Origin of the sequence: Hartmannibacter diazotrophicus (assembly GCF_900231165.1) — a bacterium.
Taxonomy (GTDB): domain Bacteria; phylum Pseudomonadota; class Alphaproteobacteria; order Rhizobiales; family Pleomorphomonadaceae; genus Hartmannibacter; species Hartmannibacter diazotrophicus.
In genome coordinates this window covers 5,118,200-5,134,453 of record NZ_LT960614.1, presented here as the reverse complement: position 1 = coordinate 5,134,453, position 16,254 = coordinate 5,118,200, and the positions used below count along the sequence as shown (strand labels likewise).

The window sequence follows — 16,254 nt, the reverse complement described above, 5'->3', positions numbered from 1 at the left end:
CTCTTTCGCAACGCTTCAAGCCTCGGCGAAATCAGAAAGGCCGGGAAAGAGGAAGGTCTTGCCGGCGGAAAAGTCGAAGTCCGGGTTTTCCCAGGCGATCATCTTGCCGGGATTGAGCAGGCCCTTCGGGTCCGTTTCCTTCTTGAAGGTAAGCTGCACCGCGTCGGTGCGCTTCATGCCGCCCTCCTCCAGCGTATAGCGGTGCGGATTGAAGACCGGGCAGCCGTGATCCTCGTGGATGCGGATGATCTCCTCCAGCCGCTCCTTGGTGGTGAAGCGCACCAGCGGCAGCCCGGAACACTGGATCTTGCCGGAAAAGCGCATGAATTCCAGATGGCCCGGGACCTCGTCGCCGAAGAGCCTCGTCATCTCGGCGACCTTGGCGACGTGATCGGGGCTCGGATACTGGACCTGGAGATAGGTAATGGTCGGATCGACCTTGAGGGCGCGGAGCGTCGTGTGGTTCCAGGTGAGCTCGAACGCCTGCGGCAGGCCCTTCAGGCTTTCCAGCGTGTCGGCGCGGAAGACAATCTCGCCCTTCATTTTCCCGGCAAAGGCGAGGAAGGCGTCCATGGCGTGGGGGGCGACCATGGTCACGACGACCGACTGGTCGGGCCGGACATATTGCTTGTGGCGTGAGAAATACTGGAAGGGGATGGGCGCGGCGATCGGCGCGATTTCCTTGACCAGAATGCCGTTCTCATGGGCGAGCGCATCGGCGAAGCGCACGGCGCCCATGAAGTCGTCGAAGCCGACCAGCACGTCGACCCAGTCGTAGGAGACGGTGAGCGGCATCTCGACCTCGGTGATGATGCCATTGGTGCCGTAGGCGTGCGTCACCTTCTGCAGATCCCAGGCGGAAAGCTCCAAGACGCGCGGCTCGGCCTCCATGGTGACGACGCGCAGCCTCAGGACGTTGCCGAGATCGCGCAGTCCGCCCCAGTTGATCGAGCCGACGCCGCCGGACCCGCCCGCCACGAAACCGGCGATGGTCGCGGTGTTGGCGGTGGAGGGATGGAAGCGCAGCTCCTGGCCCGAATGGGCCTTCGTCTGGCGATCGACATCGGCAATGATCGCGCCGGGTTCGCAGACGACGCGGCCGGGGCCGATCTCCTTGACCTTGGTCATGCGGGCAAGGTTGAGAATGATGCCGCCGGAGAGCGGCATCGCCTGGCCGTAATTGCCGGTGCCTGAGCCGCGCGGGGTGACCGGCACGCCGTGGGCATAAGCCACCTTCAGCGTGCGAATCACCTCCTCCTCGCTGGCCGGCGAGACGACGAGATCGGCGGTGACGTTTTCCAATTGGTCCTTCAGGATCGGCGAGTACCAGAAGAAATCGCGGCTCTTCTGGCGGACGAGCTTCGGATTGTCCTCGACCTCGATGCCTTCGAGGTCCTTCTTGATCGCGTCATAGTCGGGCATGACTGTCATCCATCCTGTGAAATCCGAAGATCGCAAATCCGGTCAGGCGATGCCGGCGACCGGATCGAGATCCCGGTAATCGGGCAGCGTGCGGTCGATCGGCCGGCCGGAGCGAAGAACCATGCGGTCCGCCTGCGGGCGCGACAGGAACTCGCTCCAGAAGCGGGCGGAAAAGAGCACCATGTCGGCCGGTCCACCGACGGCGAGCACGCCGCTGTCCGGCCGGCGCAGCATCTTCGCCGGAGACGTCGTTACCACCTTCGCCGCCTCGTCCAGCGGGTGATCGAGATGCAGGATCCGGACCGCCTCGCGGAAGACCTCCACCGGGTCGAGATCGCCGTAGGCATAGAAGGGATCGCGGGTGTTGTCGGAGGCGACGGCCACGTCGCCGCCGGCCGAGCGCAGTTCCTGGAACAGCGTCACCCCGCGCCAGCGCGGCGTGCAGCCGGCAAAGCGATCCTGCAGGTACATGTTGCACATCGGCAGCGAGACGACGCCGATGCCGGCCTCGACCACGCGGTCGATGGTGCGGGCGGCCTCGTCGCTTTCCTGCCGTGCCAGCGAGCAGCAGTGACCGGCGACGACCTTGCCCTCGAAGCCGTTGCGGATGACGGCATCGGCGACGGCCCGGAGCGTCCTTGCCCCGGGATCGCGGGTCTCGTCGATATGAAAGTCGATGTCGAGACCCCGGTCCATGGCGGCGCGCAAGAGGCGGTCGAGATCGCTCTCCAGTTCCGGTCCCATGTCCGGGTGGCCGCCGATCAGGCCGCCCGAGGCGGCCACCTCGTCGATCAGCGCCTCGAAATAGTCCGCGTCGCGGGTTGCCTCGACCGGCATCAGGCAGACGGCCTGAAGATCGACGCGTCCCTTCCAGCGTTCCCGCATTTCGCGGAAGAGCGGCCAGGTCAGCTTGTGGTGAGGCGGCAGGGAATCGATGTGGGTGCGCAGGAGCGAGGTGCCGTGGGCATAGGCCGAGCGCAGGGAGAACTCCATGCGCGCCTCGATGTCCTCGCGCGTCCAGTTCGCCTCGCGGTCGGCTCGGACCGTGAGAAGGGCGCCTTCGAAGTCACCGGTCGGATTGCGGCTGCGCTCCCAGATGTGGCCCTTGTCGATGTGGGTGTGCATGTCGACGAAGGTCGGCCAGACCTGACCGCCGCGCATGTCGATCATGGGCAAGCCGCCGGCCGGCGCGGTTCCCATGCCCGCAACAACGATCGCGGCAATCTTTCCGTCCTCGACGACGATGTCGGCCTCGGCAAGGCCCTCGTGGCTGCGCCCGATCAGATCGTCCGTCAGCACCGTGGGCAGGCAGACGATCGGAACGCGTGCATTCTTGAGGACATAGCCGGGCGCGGAGTTCAGGATGTCGAGGCTGGCGGATGCCATGGCAATTTCTCGTTATTGTTCGCGGCGGATGGCGCTTTCGTGCCACTTGTGCAGGAGAAGCCAAGAAATGACGCTCGTCGCCGCGTAGATCGCGACGCCGGCGACGGAGAGGAGGATGAGGGCGGCGAAGAGCCTCGGAATATTGAGCCGGAACTGCGATTCCAGGATGCGGAAGGCGAGGCCGGAGCCGGCCCCCGCGGACCCCGCGGCAAATTCGGCCACCACGGCGGCGATCAGCGACAGGCCGCCGGCGATCTTGAGCCCGGCGAGGAAATAGGGCAGCGCCGCTGGCAGGCGCAGCAGGAAAAGCGTCTGTGCCCGCCCGGCGCCATAGAGCTTGTAGAGGTCCAGGAGGTTGTGGTCCGTCGACTTCAGGCCCTGCACCGTGTTCGAGAGCACCGGAAAGAAGGCGACGATGAAGGCGCAGATGAGGAGCGCGGTCTGGGTGGTCGGCGCATAGATCAGGATCAGCGGCGCGATCGCGACGATGGGCGTCACCTGCAGGATGACGAGATAGGGGCTGAGCGCGATCTCGATCCAGCGCGACTGGACGAGCAGGATCGCCAGCAACAGGCCGCCGCCGAGCGCCAGCCCGAGCGCGGCAAAGGTGATCTTGAGCGTCACCAGAAGCGCGGGGCCGAGGATGTTCCAGTCGGTGATCATGGCGCCCGCGACGCGGACGGGGCTCGGCAGGATATAGTGCGGCACGTTGAAGGCCGTTACATACCACTGCCAGAAGCCGACGAGGGCCACGAGCATCAGGATCGGGATCAGGATCTTGAGCGCACGCTCCCTGCGCATCGCGGAGGAACGATCCGGCGTCAACGCCTCACTCATCGGGCGTCCCCTTGCCGATCGCGGTAAGAAGCGACGCCGAGGCGCGCTGGCACATGACGCGATATTCCTCGGTCGTGCGGTAGTCGGCGCTCGACGACGCGCCCCGCTCGATCGCAAGATCGTCGACGACGCGGCCGGGGCGTGCCGCCATCACCACCACGCGCTGCGAGAGATAAACCGACTCGAAGACCGAGTGGGTGACGAAGACGACCGTCCAGCCGAAGGTCTGCCAAAGGTGCAGGAGATCGTCGTTGAGCTTCTGGCGGGTGATCTCGTCGAGCGCCGCGAAGGGCTCGTCCATGAGCAGGATCTTCGGGCGGGTCACCAGCGCTCGGGCAATGGAGACGCGCATCTTCATGCCGCCGGAGAGTTCGCGCGGATAGGCCTCCGCAAAGCCGCCGAGGCCGACCATCTCCAGCGCCTCGTCGATCTTGGGGCGGGCGACCTTCAGCGTCTGGCCCTTGAGGCGGAGCGGCAGCCAGACATTCCTTGCCACCGTCGCCCAGGGCATCAACGTCGCCTCCTGGAAGACGAAGCTCATGTCCATTTCCGGCCGGCCGGCGGCATCATAGGTCGCGCTCTTCCAGTCGATCGTGCCGCCCGAGGGCTCGGAAAGGCCGGCGAGCATGCGAAGGACCGTGGACTTGCCGCAACCGGACGGACCGAGCAGGCTCAGGAACTCGCCGTCGGCGATGTCCATGTCGAGGCCGGCGAGCGCCGTCGTGCCGTTCGAAAAGGTCTTCGTAACGCCGCGCAGTGAGACAAGGGGCTTCGGGCGGGCTCGCGGCGGGGTGGCATCGATGGCTGCTGTCATGAACGGACCCCGGCATGGACCGCACACGACACCTCGACAGACGGTGTCACGGTCCGCAAAAGCGGACCATCCACGAAAAGTCGCCTTGCGGCCACCGCACCCTCACTCTTCTGCATCATCGTCCGACGTGGATGGCCACCTTCGCGGGCCATGACAAATTCCAGTGCGCAGCCTCGCGGCACCGGCCGCGAGGCTCAACGGTCACTTCTTGAGATCCATACCCACCTTCTTGCACACGAAGGAGGTGTCATAGACCTTGGAGAGATCGAGGTCGGCCTTCACCACCTTGGCCTCGACCATCTTGCCGTAGAAGTCCTTGACCGCCGCATCGGTGAAGCAACCGATGCCGCCCTCGTCCGTCGCCCCGGACTCGACGATGCCATACTGCTGCATCATCGTGATCGAGAAGTCGATCTGACCGTCCGTCATTTCCGGATTGTCTTTCTTGATCAGATCGTTGGCAGCCTTGTTGTCGCCATAGAGATAGTTGTACCAGCCGATGATCGAGGCATCGACGAAGCGCTGGACAAGGTCCTTGTTGGCGGCAACGTAGTCCTGCTTGGCCTCGATCAGCGTCGCGGGCGTCGAGAAGCCGGCGTCGGCGAGCAGGAAGAGTTCCGGCTTGATGCCGCCCTCCTTCTCGATCGCGAAGGGCTCGGAGGTAATGTAGCCCTGCTGGGCCGACTGCTTGTCGGCGAGGAAGGGTGCGGGATTAAAGGTGTAGGGCTTGTACTGCTCGTCCTTGAAGGCCGGCCAGGTCGCCTTCATCCACTGGAAATAGGTCGCAAAACCGTCCTTGCCCATGAAGATGGTCGGCAGCTTGGTGAGATCCTCGAACTTTTCGATGCCCACGTTCGGATGGGCGATGAGGACCTGCGGGTCCTTCTGGAAGATCGCGGCGACCTCGACCACCGGCACGCCCTGCTCGGCGGCCGAGAAGGTGCCGAGCAGATTGCCCTGCATGTAGAAATTGATCTTGTCGGCGAGCAGGAGCGCCTGATTGGCCGCCTGCGGCCCACCCTGGATGATGGTCACGTCGAGACCGTATTTCTCATAGGTGCCGTCGGCGACCGCCTGGTAGAAACCGCCATGTTCCGGCTCGGCGAGCCAGTTGGTGCCGAAGGTCACCTTGTCGAGCGCGAAGGCCGGCGAGGCGAGAAGTGCCGCGGTGCCCGCGGCCAGCACGCAAAGCGTCGCATTCCATCCCGAAAGCTTCGTCATCGTGAATACTCCGTTCCCCATGCCGTGCACCGGCATTATCCGATCATTCACCTGAAAACCGCCGGGCGAGCCGGCGGTATCCCTACCGAGGCCGCCGCCAATCGACTAGAAATGCGGCAGGACTTCGGTCTGCACAGTCGGCAGGCAGACTAGGACATTCCGCCGCCGCTGCAAATACATTCCTTGATGCCGGGACGTCGTCCACAATCCGGCCCGGCATGTCGGCGCGGCAGGCGGGCGCGTCGATGACAGGTAGGCCTGCAACCATGCAATCGATCAACGCAAAGTCACCCGCGACCGTCGATCTCGGCGTCAGGATCGGCTATATGCAGCAGACGATCCCTTCCCGACTCACTTCCTTCCTTCAACTGGAGTTTCCCATGGCGATCACCCGCTTCGACAAGGGCCCGCGCATGAGCCAGGCCGTGGTCCATGGCAACATGGTCTATCTTGCCGGCCAGACGGCGGAGAACGGCGCGACCGTCGCCGACCAGACCGCCGAGATTCTTGCCAAGATCGACGCCCTGCTGGCCCGGGCAGGAACCGACAAGTCGCATCTTCTGCAGGCGACGATCTGGCTTTCCGACATGGCGACCTTCGACGAGATGAACAAGGTCTGGGAAGCCTGGGTCGATCCGGACAATCCGCCGGCCCGGGCCACGGGTGAGGTCAAGCTGGCGGCGCCGCGCTATCTTGTAGAGATCATCATCGTCGCCACCCTGCCCTGAGGCAATCCGACCCGCCGGCAGCAGCGGCATCTTACGCCCGAAAGAGACACGTCATGGCCCTTCCCTTCTTCTGGAACGAGATGAACACGACGGATTTCGCCGGGCTCGACCCTGAACGGACCGTCGCCGTGCTGCCGATCGCCTCGACGGAGCAGCACGGGCCGCATCTGCCGATTGCCACCGACGCGGCGATCGCCACCGGCATGATCGCAGAGGTGAAGGCGCAAAAGCCCGACGACCTCGATCTGCTCGTCCTGCCGATCCAGGAGATCGGCAAGGCCAACGAGCATGTCTACGGGCCTGGAACGCTGTCCTTCGGTGCCGACCTGTTGATCCCCGCCTGGACGGCCATCGGCGAGAAGGTCAATGCGGCGGGCGTCAAGAAGCTGATCATCGTCAACTCCCATGGCGGCAACGTCGACATCATGAGCATCGTCGCGCGCGAACTGCGCGTGCGCTTCGCCATGGCGGTCGTCGCGACCCAGTGGAGCCGGTTCGGGACGCCCGAAGGGCTCTATGACGAACGGGAGAAGCGCTACGGCATTCACGGCGGCGACATGGAAACGTCGCTGATGCTGCATTTCCGGCCGGACCTCGTGCGCATGGAGCGGGCGATGGACTTCGTTTCGGCAGCCGAGGACATGTCGGCGACCTACACTTTCCTGCAGCCGACGCCGCCGCATGCGCTGGCGTGGATCGCACATGACCTCAATCCGCACGGGGCACTCGGCGATGCCTCCAAGGCGACGGCCGCGAAGGGCGCGGAAACCTGCCACTATCAGGCGGCAGCCTTTCTTGCCCTTGCCCGGGACCTGAAGCGTTTTCCGCTCGGCAATCTCTACAAGCCGTAGGCCGCCAGAGCCGCGCCGCTTCGGCTGCCGGCCATCACGCCAAAAAAAAGACCGCCTTGCGGCGGTCTGAAGTCATAGGGAGGAAACGCCCTAAAGAGGGCAAGTGAAAGATGCCCCAGTTCACCCCATTGTGCAATGCACAATCCGCATGGCAGCAATGCAGAAACATTTAGGCATACCAGATACCACAACCACTGGACTCGTGGTTTTCTTCTATAATTCAATGCCTTGCTCCAATTCTCATACTGTATCATTTTTATCACTCTTCGCCTGCTCATCCCGATAACGAAGCCGTGATCGGCACCTTTTGCGGCTGATCCGCCACGAGATCTTGCGGACGGCGGGCAATTCGAGCCAGAAATTGACAACCGGCAAGACGCAGAAATACGCCTCGGAGGCTTTTGCCTCCCGGGCTTCCAGGGAGAAGACAAAATGAGCGAAAACGCGCTTTGGAGCCCCTCAGAGGAGCGGATCGAGGCGGCTCAGATGACCGCGTTTCTTCACTTCTGCGAGGCGCGTCTCGGACGTGCGTTCGCGGACAGCCGGGATCTCCACCAGTGGTCGATCACCGACCCCGGCGCCTTCTGGGATGCGATCTGGGATTTCTGCGGCGTGATCGGCGACAAGGGCGCAGAGCGGCTGGCGGACGGCGACAAGATGCCGGGCGCGCGCTTCTTTCCCGAGGCGAGCCTGAACTTTGCCGAAAATCTCCTTCGCGACGGCGACACGGACGATGCCCTCGTCTTCTGGGGCGAGGACAAGGCGCGGGCGCGCTGGAGCTTCAACGACCTCAAGGCCACCGTCTCGCGGCTGCAGAAGGCCATGCAGGCGATGGGCATTTCCGCCGGCGACCGGGTTGCCGCCCTGATGCCGAACATGCCGGAAACGATCGCCTTCATGCTGGCGACGACCTCCATCGGCGCGGTCTGGTCGTCGGCCTCGCCGGATTTCGGCCCGCGCGGCGTGCTTGATCGCTTCGGCCAGATCGAGCCGAAGCTCTTCGTCACGGTCGACGGCTACTGGTATGCCAGCAAGCGGATCGAGATCGGCGACAAGCTGAAGGAGATCGTGCCGCAGCTGCCGAGTGCCGAGAAGGTCGTCATCGTGCCCTATCTCGGCATCGCCGACGAGGTTGCCTCGAGCGTCGAGCGAACCGAGACCCTGGAGACCTTCGTTGCCCCCTTCGAGGCCGGTCCGATGCATTTCGCGCGGCTGCCCTTCGACCATCCGCTCTATATCCTGTTTTCCTCCGGCACCACGGGCGTGCCGAAATGCATCGTCCACCGGGCTGGTGGCGTGCTGCTGCAGCACCTGAAAGAGCACAAGCTGCATGCCGATACGCGCCCGGGCGACCGGGTGTTCTATTTCACCACCTGCGGCTGGATGATGTGGAACTGGCTCGTCGGCGGGCTTGCCGCCGGCGCGACGCTGCTGCTCTTCGACGGCTCGCCGTTCCATCCCGGCCCCGAAGTGCTCTTCGATCTTGCCGACGCGGAACGCATGACGCTGTTCGGCACATCGGCGAAATACATCGACGCGGTGAAGAAAGCCGGCCTGATGCCGGTCTCCAGCCACAGCCTCGACAGCGTCCGGGCGATCTGCTCGACCGGATCGCCGCTGGCGCCGGAAAGCTTCGATTTCGTCTACCAGGGCATCAAGGCCGACGTGCATCTCGCCTCGATTTCCGGCGGCACCGACATCGTTTCCTGCTTCGTGCTCGGCGATCCGACGCGACCGGTCTACAAGGGCGAGATCCAGGGGCCGGGCCTCGGCATGGCGGTCGAGGTCTGGAATGACGAGGGAGGCCCCGCCGTCGTGGGCGAAAAGGGTGAGCTCGTCTGCGTCAAACCGTTCCCGGTCATGCCGCTCTATTTCTGGAACGATCCGGACAACGCGAAATACCGCGCCGCCTATTTCGACCGCTTCGACAATGTCTGGTGCCACGGCGATTTCGCCGAGGTCACGGCGCACGGCGGCCTCGTCATCCACGGCCGCTCGGACGCCACGCTCAACCCCGGCGGCGTGCGCATCGGCACGGCGGAGATCTACGCCCAGGTGGAGCAGATCGAGGAGGTGCTGGAGGCGATCTGCATCGGCCAGGACTTCGACGGCGACGTGCGCGTGGTGCTCTTCGTGCGGCTGAAGCCTGGTGCCGAGCTGACCGGGGATCTGGAAAAGCGCATCAGGACCAAGATCCGCACCGGCGCCAGCCCGCGCCACGTGCCGGCCAAGATCGTCGCCGTGACGGACATCCCGCGCACCAAGTCCGGCAAGATCACGGAGCTTGCCGTGCGCGACGTGGTGCATGGACGCGAGATCAAGAACAAGGAAGCGCTCGCCAATCCGGAGGCGCTGGACCTCTATCGCGACCTGCCGGAGCTTGCGGGCTGATCACCCAAACGACGAACGGCCGGCGCTCCCGTGATGTCGCGGGCGCGCCGGCCGTTTCAGTCTCGCAAGCGGGAGGCGGCCTGCCTCCCAGAACGGGCTTGGCCGAGGGTCAGTTCGCCGGCTTGTCCGCGGCGTCGGCCGTCCTCAGGGCCTGCCGGCCGCTCGACGCCATCAGGTGATCGAGGACCGGGATCACCTCGTCGCTGACAATGCGGGCGCCATTCGTATTGAGATGGTTGTCGTCGAGGTAAAGCGGCTTGTTGTCCTTGTAGAACCAGCATGCGGACGAATCGCAAAGGCTCGCGGCCGGATCGACACGAACGAGATTGGGCTTGTCACCGAGACTGTCCATGATCTCGACGATGTCCCTGGCCCGGTTCTCGAAGACCTGCCTCGGCCGTGAGGCGAAATTGTCTTCCTTGTCCGTGATCGAGAGGCGCGCCGACGTATAGGTCACGTGATAGCCGACCTCGGGAATGGGATAGACCAGCACGACCTTCTTGCCCGCGGCGAGCATCCGGTCGATCATCGCGGTGAAGCGCTGGCGGAAGAGATCAAGCCGGGCATTGCGGTCGAGAATCTGGCCGTTGCCGTTTTCCAGCGTCGGGAAGGGGAAATCGGCGGCCGGGCCGAGGCTCGGATCGGGCCCCTCGACATAGGCGACATAGTTGCCGGCCACGACCGCGACGTCGATCGACGGGGTGTCGACAATGTAGTCCATGCTTTTTTCAGCGAACCTCAGACAGGCCGTGTCGGAAAGGCCCGCGATCCGGTAGTAGTCCGTCACCGCCGGGCAGCCCGGGCGCACGAGAGCCAGGATCGATTCATCGCGCGCGGCGGCCTGCCTGCCGAGTTCGTCCAGCAGACCCGCCCCATGGCTGTCGCCGAAAAGGGCGATGCGCGGCGTCACGTCGGCGCCGAAGACGCAGGCACCGGCCGGATCATTCATCGGCGCGTCGGGGTTCTGGCAACGCGCCATGTAGTCCTTGCTGTAGTCGGCGGCGGCGAGAATCTGCAGCGTCTTGTCGGAGAAGCGCTGGGGAATACCATCCATCGAGATGATGACGAGCCGCGGCACGACCAGAAGCGCCGCGGCAATGCCGGCGTAGGCGAAGATCCGGGCCGGCGGCGCCTTGGCGCGGCGGAAGGGCGTCTCGACATATTTCCACGACAGCCAGCCGAGCAGGAAGGAGAGCGCCAGAAGGCCGACGATCTCGACCGGCGTCAGCTTGTCGATCGCCATGTAGTGGGCATAGACGAAGAGCGGTCCGTGGAAGAGATAGAGCGAATAGGAGATCTTGCCGGTCCACACCATCGGACGCGTCGACAGGAGCCGGCCGGCACCCGTCAGTCCGTTGGCGTTGAAGATGATGACGAGCCCCGCGCCGACGACCGGCAGCAGCGCCGCAAACCCCGGAAAACGGACCGAGTCATAGAGCACCATGGTCGCCATGATCATCGCGAGACCGATGGCGGAGCCGGCTTCCGAGACCCAGCGCGGCCAGTGCTTCGGCACGAGGACGAAGGCGCAGAAAGCACCGAAGAGGAGCTCGTAGCCACGGAAGGGCAGCAGGAAGAAGGCGTGCAGCGGCTTGTTGGCCACGCCCCAGACGGAGATCCCCAGCGAGACGAAGAAGGCGAGGATGATGAAGGGAAGAACCAGATTCTTCCGGAACTTGCTGACGATGATCATCAGGAAGGGGAAGAAGAAATAGAACTGCTCCTCGACCGCCAGCGACCAGGTGTGCAGCAGGGGCTTCGAATCGGCCGTCAGCGTCATGTCGAAGGCCTGAAAGAGGAAATCGACATTCGAGAAGGAGAAGATCGCGGCAATCGCGGCCTTGCTGGAGAGCACGAAATCGCGCGGGAAGAGGACGAAATACGAGCAGACCGTCGTGAACAGGACAAGAGCCAGAAGGGCCGGAATGATGCGGCGGATACGACGGATATAGAAGCCCGTGAAGGTGAATGTCCCGTCCGTCATCTCCCGATAAATGATCGAGGTAATCAGGAAGCCGGAAATCACGAAAAAAACGTCCACGCCGGCATAACCGCCGGAAAACACGCTGAGCCCTGCGTGGTAAAGCAGGACCGAGATGATGGAGACAGCCCGCAATCCATCAATTTCAGAGCGGTAAACCATCAATAACCCCCTCAAATCACCTAAAGCAGCAAATACAACAAATGCCCCTGAAGCCGACGATCAAACATGAATGGAAAAATCAAAATTAACGATCTCGGATCATGAAATTAGTATAGATGTTTTTCTGCTGCCTTCAATCCGAATCTAAATCAAAGTCAATCAATTTTCATCGGGCTGAATCTTTTCATCCACGCGTGTTTGACCAATATCGTTAAAGTTAATAACTTATAATAGACTACGCGATACGAGGAAAAAACTTGGTTATTGTCAGAATAGTCAATCCCAACGTCACACGGCTGGCAGTTTTCGACAGGGCACATTTAGGCGTCGACATGATGCACACATGTGATTTCAAAGCTTTGGCTTTGCTCGGCGCGGCTGCTCAATTCGGGACAATCTGCCGGCAGCCTCTCAGCCGCACCCGCAAGGCGGCTATATTGTGCGCCGCCGAATATTCGAACTTGCTCACGGGGGGCTTTACAGTCCTCGCCCGTCCAGCCGCTCCCGGCACTATGGCACGGAATAGCCCCCAGCAAAAAGGGGCCCGGAAGGCCCCTTTCTTTTATTCATGGTGAACGGCAGGACTGTCGTTCCCGGCGCTCAGGCGTAGCCGTTGGACTTCAGATAGGCGACCACTTCGCTCGCCAGTTCCTCCGGCGTCTTGCTGCCCGATGTCAGAACGATCTCCGCATTCTCGGGCTCCTCGTAGGGGCTGTCGATGCCGGTGAAATTCTTGATCTGGCCGGCGCGAGCCTTCTTGTAGAGGCCCTTCGGATCGCGCTGCTCGGCAATCTCGATCGGCGTGTTGACGTAGATCTCGATGAACTCGCCCGCCTCCATGAGATCGCGCGCCATCCGGCGCTCCGACCGGAAGGGCGAGATGAAGGAGACGAGGACGATGAGACCTGCGTCGACGAAAAGCCTCGCCGCCTCCGAGACGCGTCGAATATTCTCGACGCGGTCGGCATCGGTGAAGCCGAGATCCTTGTTAAGGCCGTGGCGGACGTTGTCGCCGTCGAGCGTGTAGGTGTGGCGCCCCTCCACGTGGAGCATCTTCTCCACGAGGTTCGCCACCGTCGACTTGCCGGCGCCGGAAAGACCGGTGAACCAGAGGACGACCGGCTTCTGGCCCTTGGCCTCGGCCCGAGCCTGCTTGGTCACGTCCAGCGCCTGCCAGTGGATGTTATCGGCGCGGCGCAGGCCGAACTCCACCATGCCTGCCCCAAGCGTGAGGTTGGTCAGGCGGTCGATCAGGATGAAGGAGCCGGTGTCCCGGTTCTCGCTGTAGGGATCGAAGGCGACCGGCTCGGACAGCGCCAGATTGACCACCGCGACCTCGTTCAGCGACAGCTTCTTGGCGGCCAGCTTGTTGAAAGTGTTGATATCGACCTTGTGCTTGATCTCGGTGACCGTCGCCGTGACCGTCTTCGACCCCATCTTGAGCAGATAGGCACGGCCGGGCAGCATCTCCTCGTCCGACATCCAGATCAGCTCGGCGGCGAACTGGTCGGACACGTCGGGGCGGTCCTCGGGCGTTGCCAGCACGTCGCCGCGCGAGATGTCGATCTCGTCGGCGAGCGTTAGCGTGACGGCCTCGCCGGCGCCGGCTTCCTCCAGATCACCGTCCATGGTGACGATCGACTTCACCGTGGACGTGCGGCCGGATTTCGCGACGACGATCGGGTCGCCGGGCTTCACGAGGCCCGACGCGATGGTGCCGGAAAAGCCGCGGAAATCGAGGTTCGGACGGTTGACCCACTGAACCGGCATGCGGAAGGACTGCGAGAGGCGGTCCTCGGCGACGTCGACGCTCTCCAGATGCTGGACGAGCGTCGGGCCGTCGTACCAGGGCATGTTCGGCCCCTTGTCGAGGACGTTGTCGCCGAAACGGGCCGAGAGCGGGATGGCCTGCAGCGTCTTGAAACCGAGATCCCTGGCGAATTCGGTGTACTCGGCGACGATCTTGTCGAAGACCTCCTTGGAATACTCCATCAGGTCGATCTTGTTGACCGCCAGCACGACATGCTGGATGCCGAGCAGCGAGACGATGTAGGAGTGGCGGCGGGTCTGCGGCAGGATGCCCTGCCGGCTGTCGACCAGGATCACGGCGAGATCCGAGTTGGACGCGCCGGTCGCCATGTTGCGGGTGTATTGCTCGTGGCCGGGCGTATCGGCGACGATGAACTTGCGAAGGTCCGTGGCGAAGAAGCGGTAGGCAACATCGATGGTGATGCCCTGCTCGCGCTCGGCCTCAAGGCCGTCGACCAGCAGCGCGAAATCGATATCCTCGCCCACCGTGCCGTGCTTGCGGCTGTCGCGCTCCAGGCTCGCAAGCTGGTCCTCGAACAGAAGCTTGGTGTCGTAGAGGAGACGCCCGATGAGGGTGGACTTGCCGTCGTCCACCGACCCGCAGGTGAGGAACCGCAGGAGGCTCTTCTGCTCGTGACGCGTCAGGTAGTCCTGGAAAGCGGAAAGATCGAGAGCTTCGACGTTCATCAGAAATATCCTTCCCGCTTCTTCTTTTCCATGGAGGCGGCTTCATCGTGGTCGATGAGACGGCCGGAGCGCTCCGACGTGCGGGCGATCAGCATTTCGCGCACGATCTCGGGCAGCGTCGCGGCGTCGGAGGAAATCGCCCCGGTGAGCGGATAGCAGCCGAGCGTGCGGAAGCGGACCAGCCGCTCCTGCGGCTGTTCGCCGGGGTTCATCGGCATGCGCTCGTCGTCGACCATGATCAGCATGCCGTCGCGTTCGACCACGGGCCGCATGGCCGCGAAGTAAAGCGGCACGATCGGGATGTCTTCCTTCAGGATATATTGCCAGATGTCGAGCTCGGTCCAGTTGGAGAGCGGGAAGACGCGGATCGACTCGCCCTTCTTCACCCGGGCATTGTAGATATTCCACAGCTCCGGGCGCTGGTTCTTCGGATCCCAGCCATGATTGGCCGTGCGGAAAGAGAAGATACGCTCCTTGGCGCGGCTCTTTTCCTCGTCGCGGCGGGCACCGCCGAAGGCGGCGTCGAAACCGTATTTCGTCAGCGCTTCCTTGAGCGCCTCGGTCTTCATGACCTGGGTATAGAAGGACGAGCCGTGATCGAACGGATTGATGTTCCTGGCCACGCCATCCTGATTGGTGTGGACGATCAGGTCGAGGCCGAGGCGCTTGGCCGTGTCGTCGCGAAACTTGATCATCTCGCGGAACTTCCACGTCGTATCGACGTGGAGCAGCGGGAACGGCGGCTTGGAAGGATAAAAGGCCTTCATCGCGAGGTGAAGCATCACCGCCGAATCCTTGCCGATCGAATAGAGCATCACCGGATTGCGGAATTCGGCCGCGACTTCGCGAATGATATGGATCGATTCGGCTTCCAGCCGCTTCAAATGCGTCAGGCGATCAATGGACAAGGCCAATACCTCTTCAAAAAATGCTGGGACTTCGGCTCCGGCGCCTTCAGCTGCCGCGACCGGCGGGCGCAAGTCCTCTCCATCGCGGATATAGAGCCTTCGCTTGCCTGCCTACAAGAAAAGTGGATGCAAATTTTGACCACTTCGGAGCATAGGCTTGCGCGCCGTCATGCCGGAAGGGGCGAGAGCCCGCCGGCGGCGATGAAGAACGGATTGGCAAAGTCGCTGTCCGACGGCTGGTTGCGCTTGCCGTAGACGAGTGGCGAGCCGTCGAGATTGACGACCGAGCCGCCCGCGGCACGCAGCACCGCGTCGCCGGCCGCCGTGTCCCATTCCATGGTGCGGCCGAAGCGCGGATAGAGATCGGCCTCGCCGCTAGCCACCAAACAGAACTTCAGTGACGAACCGGCCGCCCGGAAGTCGGTGACGTTGTAGTTGCCAAGGTAGGACTGCGTCTCGGGCGTATTGTGGGAGCGGCTGCCGATCGCCGTGACGGCGCCGCTTGCCGGGCGAACGGAGATGGCGGCCGGGGCCTCTGCGACACCGTCCCTGACCGCCGCATGATAGGCCTTGCCATCGGCCGCGACATAGAGATCGCCGAGCGCCGGGGCATAGACGACGCCCGCCGTCGGCACGCCATGCTCGATCAGGGCAATGTTGACCGTGAACTCGCCGTTCCGGTTGATGAATTCCTTGGTGCCGTCGAGCGGATCGACGAGGAAGAAGCGCTCGGCAACAACCGGGATCCGGCCAGCGGCGACCTCCTCCTCGGCGACGACCGGAATATCCGGGGCAAAGGCCTTCAGCTTTTCCAGAATGATCGCCTCGGCGCGCGCGTCCGCCTCGGTCACGGGCGAGGCATCGGACTTCACGGTGACCGCGATCTCACCGGCGTAGACGCCCATGATCGCCACACCGGCCTCAAGGGCGGTCTCCGTCAAAAAGGTAATCATCTTGTCCGAATTCAAGGCATTCATTGCATGCATCTCGATCATCGTTGGAAAGGGATTGGAAGCCGGTCTCCCGATGTCCCCGGGTCCGCGCTTCCGGTCATTCT

At 63.2% G+C, this 16,254-nt stretch carries 12 protein-coding genes; 3 read left to right on the top strand and 9 right to left on the bottom strand.

From position 1 onward, the window contains the following. Positions 1–15 precede the first annotated feature (15 nt). The 5 genes from HDIA_RS23660 to HDIA_RS23640 all read right to left on the bottom strand — a co-directional run bounded on the left by HDIA_RS23660 (position 16) and on the right by HDIA_RS23640 (position 5,680). Positions 16–1,422 carry an FAD-binding oxidoreductase gene (locus HDIA_RS23660; RefSeq protein WP_099558463.1) on the bottom strand — a complete coding sequence of 469 codons (1,407 nt, stop codon included), beginning with the start codon at positions 1,420–1,422 and terminating at the stop codon, positions 16–18. Between the two features lie 42 nt (positions 1,423–1,464). Continuing rightward, on the bottom strand, positions 1,465–2,808 hold the full coding sequence (locus tag HDIA_RS23655) for a cytosine deaminase (protein WP_099558462.1): 1,344 nt from the start codon (positions 2,806–2,808) through the stop codon (positions 1,465–1,467). 12 nt (positions 2,809–2,820) lie between these two features. After that, positions 2,821–3,645, bottom strand: coding sequence for an ABC transporter permease (locus tag HDIA_RS23650; protein ID WP_099558461.1), 825 nt, complete (start codon positions 3,643–3,645; stop codon positions 2,821–2,823). Continuing rightward, a complete protein-coding gene (locus tag HDIA_RS23645; RefSeq protein ID WP_099558460.1) occupies positions 3,638–4,459 on the bottom strand; it encodes an ABC transporter ATP-binding protein in 822 nt (273 codons plus the stop codon). The genes HDIA_RS23650 and HDIA_RS23645 overlap by 8 nt, the downstream gene beginning before the upstream one ends. A gap of 201 nt (positions 4,460–4,660) precedes the next feature. Continuing rightward, positions 4,661–5,680 carry an ABC transporter substrate-binding protein gene (locus HDIA_RS23640; RefSeq protein WP_099558459.1) on the bottom strand — a complete coding sequence of 340 codons (1,020 nt, stop codon included), beginning with the start codon at positions 5,678–5,680 and terminating at the stop codon, positions 4,661–4,663. 380 nt (positions 5,681–6,060) lie between these two features. On the opposite strand from HDIA_RS23640, the gene HDIA_RS23635 reads away from it, so the two are divergent. The 3 genes from HDIA_RS23635 to HDIA_RS23625 all read left to right on the top strand — a co-directional run bounded on the left by HDIA_RS23635 (position 6,061) and on the right by HDIA_RS23625 (position 9,650). After that, a complete protein-coding gene (locus tag HDIA_RS23635; RefSeq protein WP_099559129.1) occupies positions 6,061–6,408 on the top strand; it encodes a RidA family protein in 348 nt (115 codons plus the stop codon). A 53-nt stretch (positions 6,409–6,461) separates the two neighbouring features. After that, positions 6,462–7,259 carry a creatininase family protein gene (locus HDIA_RS23630; RefSeq protein ID WP_099558458.1) on the top strand — a complete coding sequence of 266 codons (798 nt, stop codon included), beginning with the start codon at positions 6,462–6,464 and terminating at the stop codon, positions 7,257–7,259. 432 nt (positions 7,260–7,691) lie between these two features. Then, positions 7,692–9,650 carry an acetoacetate--CoA ligase gene (locus HDIA_RS23625; protein WP_099558457.1) on the top strand — a complete coding sequence of 653 codons (1,959 nt, stop codon included), beginning with the start codon at positions 7,692–7,694 and terminating at the stop codon, positions 9,648–9,650. A 109-nt stretch (positions 9,651–9,759) separates the two neighbouring features. Here HDIA_RS23625 and HDIA_RS23620 read toward each other — a convergent pair whose 3' ends face one another. From HDIA_RS23620 to cysQ, 4 genes are all read right to left on the bottom strand, one after another. Continuing rightward, the gene (locus tag HDIA_RS23620) at positions 9,760–11,793 is read right to left on the bottom strand and encodes an acyltransferase family protein (protein WP_099558456.1); all 2,034 of its coding nucleotides are present in this window, start codon (positions 11,791–11,793) and stop codon (positions 9,760–9,762) included. A gap of 600 nt (positions 11,794–12,393) precedes the next feature. Then, positions 12,394–14,289, bottom strand: a complete 1,896-nt coding sequence (cysN, locus tag HDIA_RS23615; protein WP_099558455.1) for a sulfate adenylyltransferase subunit CysN — start codon at positions 14,287–14,289, stop codon at positions 12,394–12,396. After that, positions 14,289–15,197, bottom strand: coding sequence for a sulfate adenylyltransferase subunit CysD (cysD, locus tag HDIA_RS23610; RefSeq protein WP_197708070.1), 909 nt, complete (start codon positions 15,195–15,197; stop codon positions 14,289–14,291). Before cysD ends, cysN begins: the two co-directional genes overlap by 1 nt. 167 nt (positions 15,198–15,364) lie before the next feature. Beyond that, positions 15,365–16,150 carry a 3'(2'),5'-bisphosphate nucleotidase CysQ gene (cysQ, locus tag HDIA_RS23605; RefSeq protein WP_099559127.1) on the bottom strand — a complete coding sequence of 262 codons (786 nt, stop codon included), beginning with the start codon at positions 16,148–16,150 and terminating at the stop codon, positions 15,365–15,367. Between the last annotated feature and the right edge of the window lie 104 nt (positions 16,151–16,254).

Bases quoted from the DNA above. Each gene is read 5' to 3' on its own strand.
- HDIA_RS23660 (WP_099558463.1), bottom strand. From the start codon at position 1,422: ATGCCCGACTATGACGCGATCAAGAAGGACCTCGAAGGCATCGAGGTC.
- HDIA_RS23655 (WP_099558462.1), bottom strand. From the start codon at position 2,808: ATGGCATCCGCCAGCCTCGACATCCTGAACTCCGCGCCCGGCTATGTC.
- HDIA_RS23650 (WP_099558461.1), bottom strand. From the start codon at position 3,645: ATGAGTGAGGCGTTGACGCCGGATCGTTCCTCCGCGATGCGCAGGGAG.
- HDIA_RS23645 (WP_099558460.1), bottom strand. From the start codon at position 4,459: ATGACAGCAGCCATCGATGCCACCCCGCCGCGAGCCCGCCCGAAGCCC.
- HDIA_RS23640 (WP_099558459.1), bottom strand. From the start codon at position 5,680: ATGACGAAGCTTTCGGGATGGAATGCGACGCTTTGCGTGCTGGCCGCG.
- HDIA_RS23635 (WP_099559129.1), top strand. From the start codon at position 6,061: ATGGCGATCACCCGCTTCGACAAGGGCCCGCGCATGAGCCAGGCCGTG.
- HDIA_RS23630 (WP_099558458.1), top strand. From the start codon at position 6,462: ATGGCCCTTCCCTTCTTCTGGAACGAGATGAACACGACGGATTTCGCC.
- HDIA_RS23625 (WP_099558457.1), top strand. From the start codon at position 7,692: ATGAGCGAAAACGCGCTTTGGAGCCCCTCAGAGGAGCGGATCGAGGCG.
- HDIA_RS23620 (WP_099558456.1), bottom strand. From the start codon at position 11,793: ATGGTTTACCGCTCTGAAATTGATGGATTGCGGGCTGTCTCCATCATC.
- cysN (WP_099558455.1), bottom strand. From the start codon at position 14,289: ATGAACGTCGAAGCTCTCGATCTTTCCGCTTTCCAGGACTACCTGACG.
- cysQ (WP_099559127.1), bottom strand. From the start codon at position 16,150: ATGATTACCTTTTTGACGGAGACCGCCCTTGAGGCCGGTGTGGCGATC.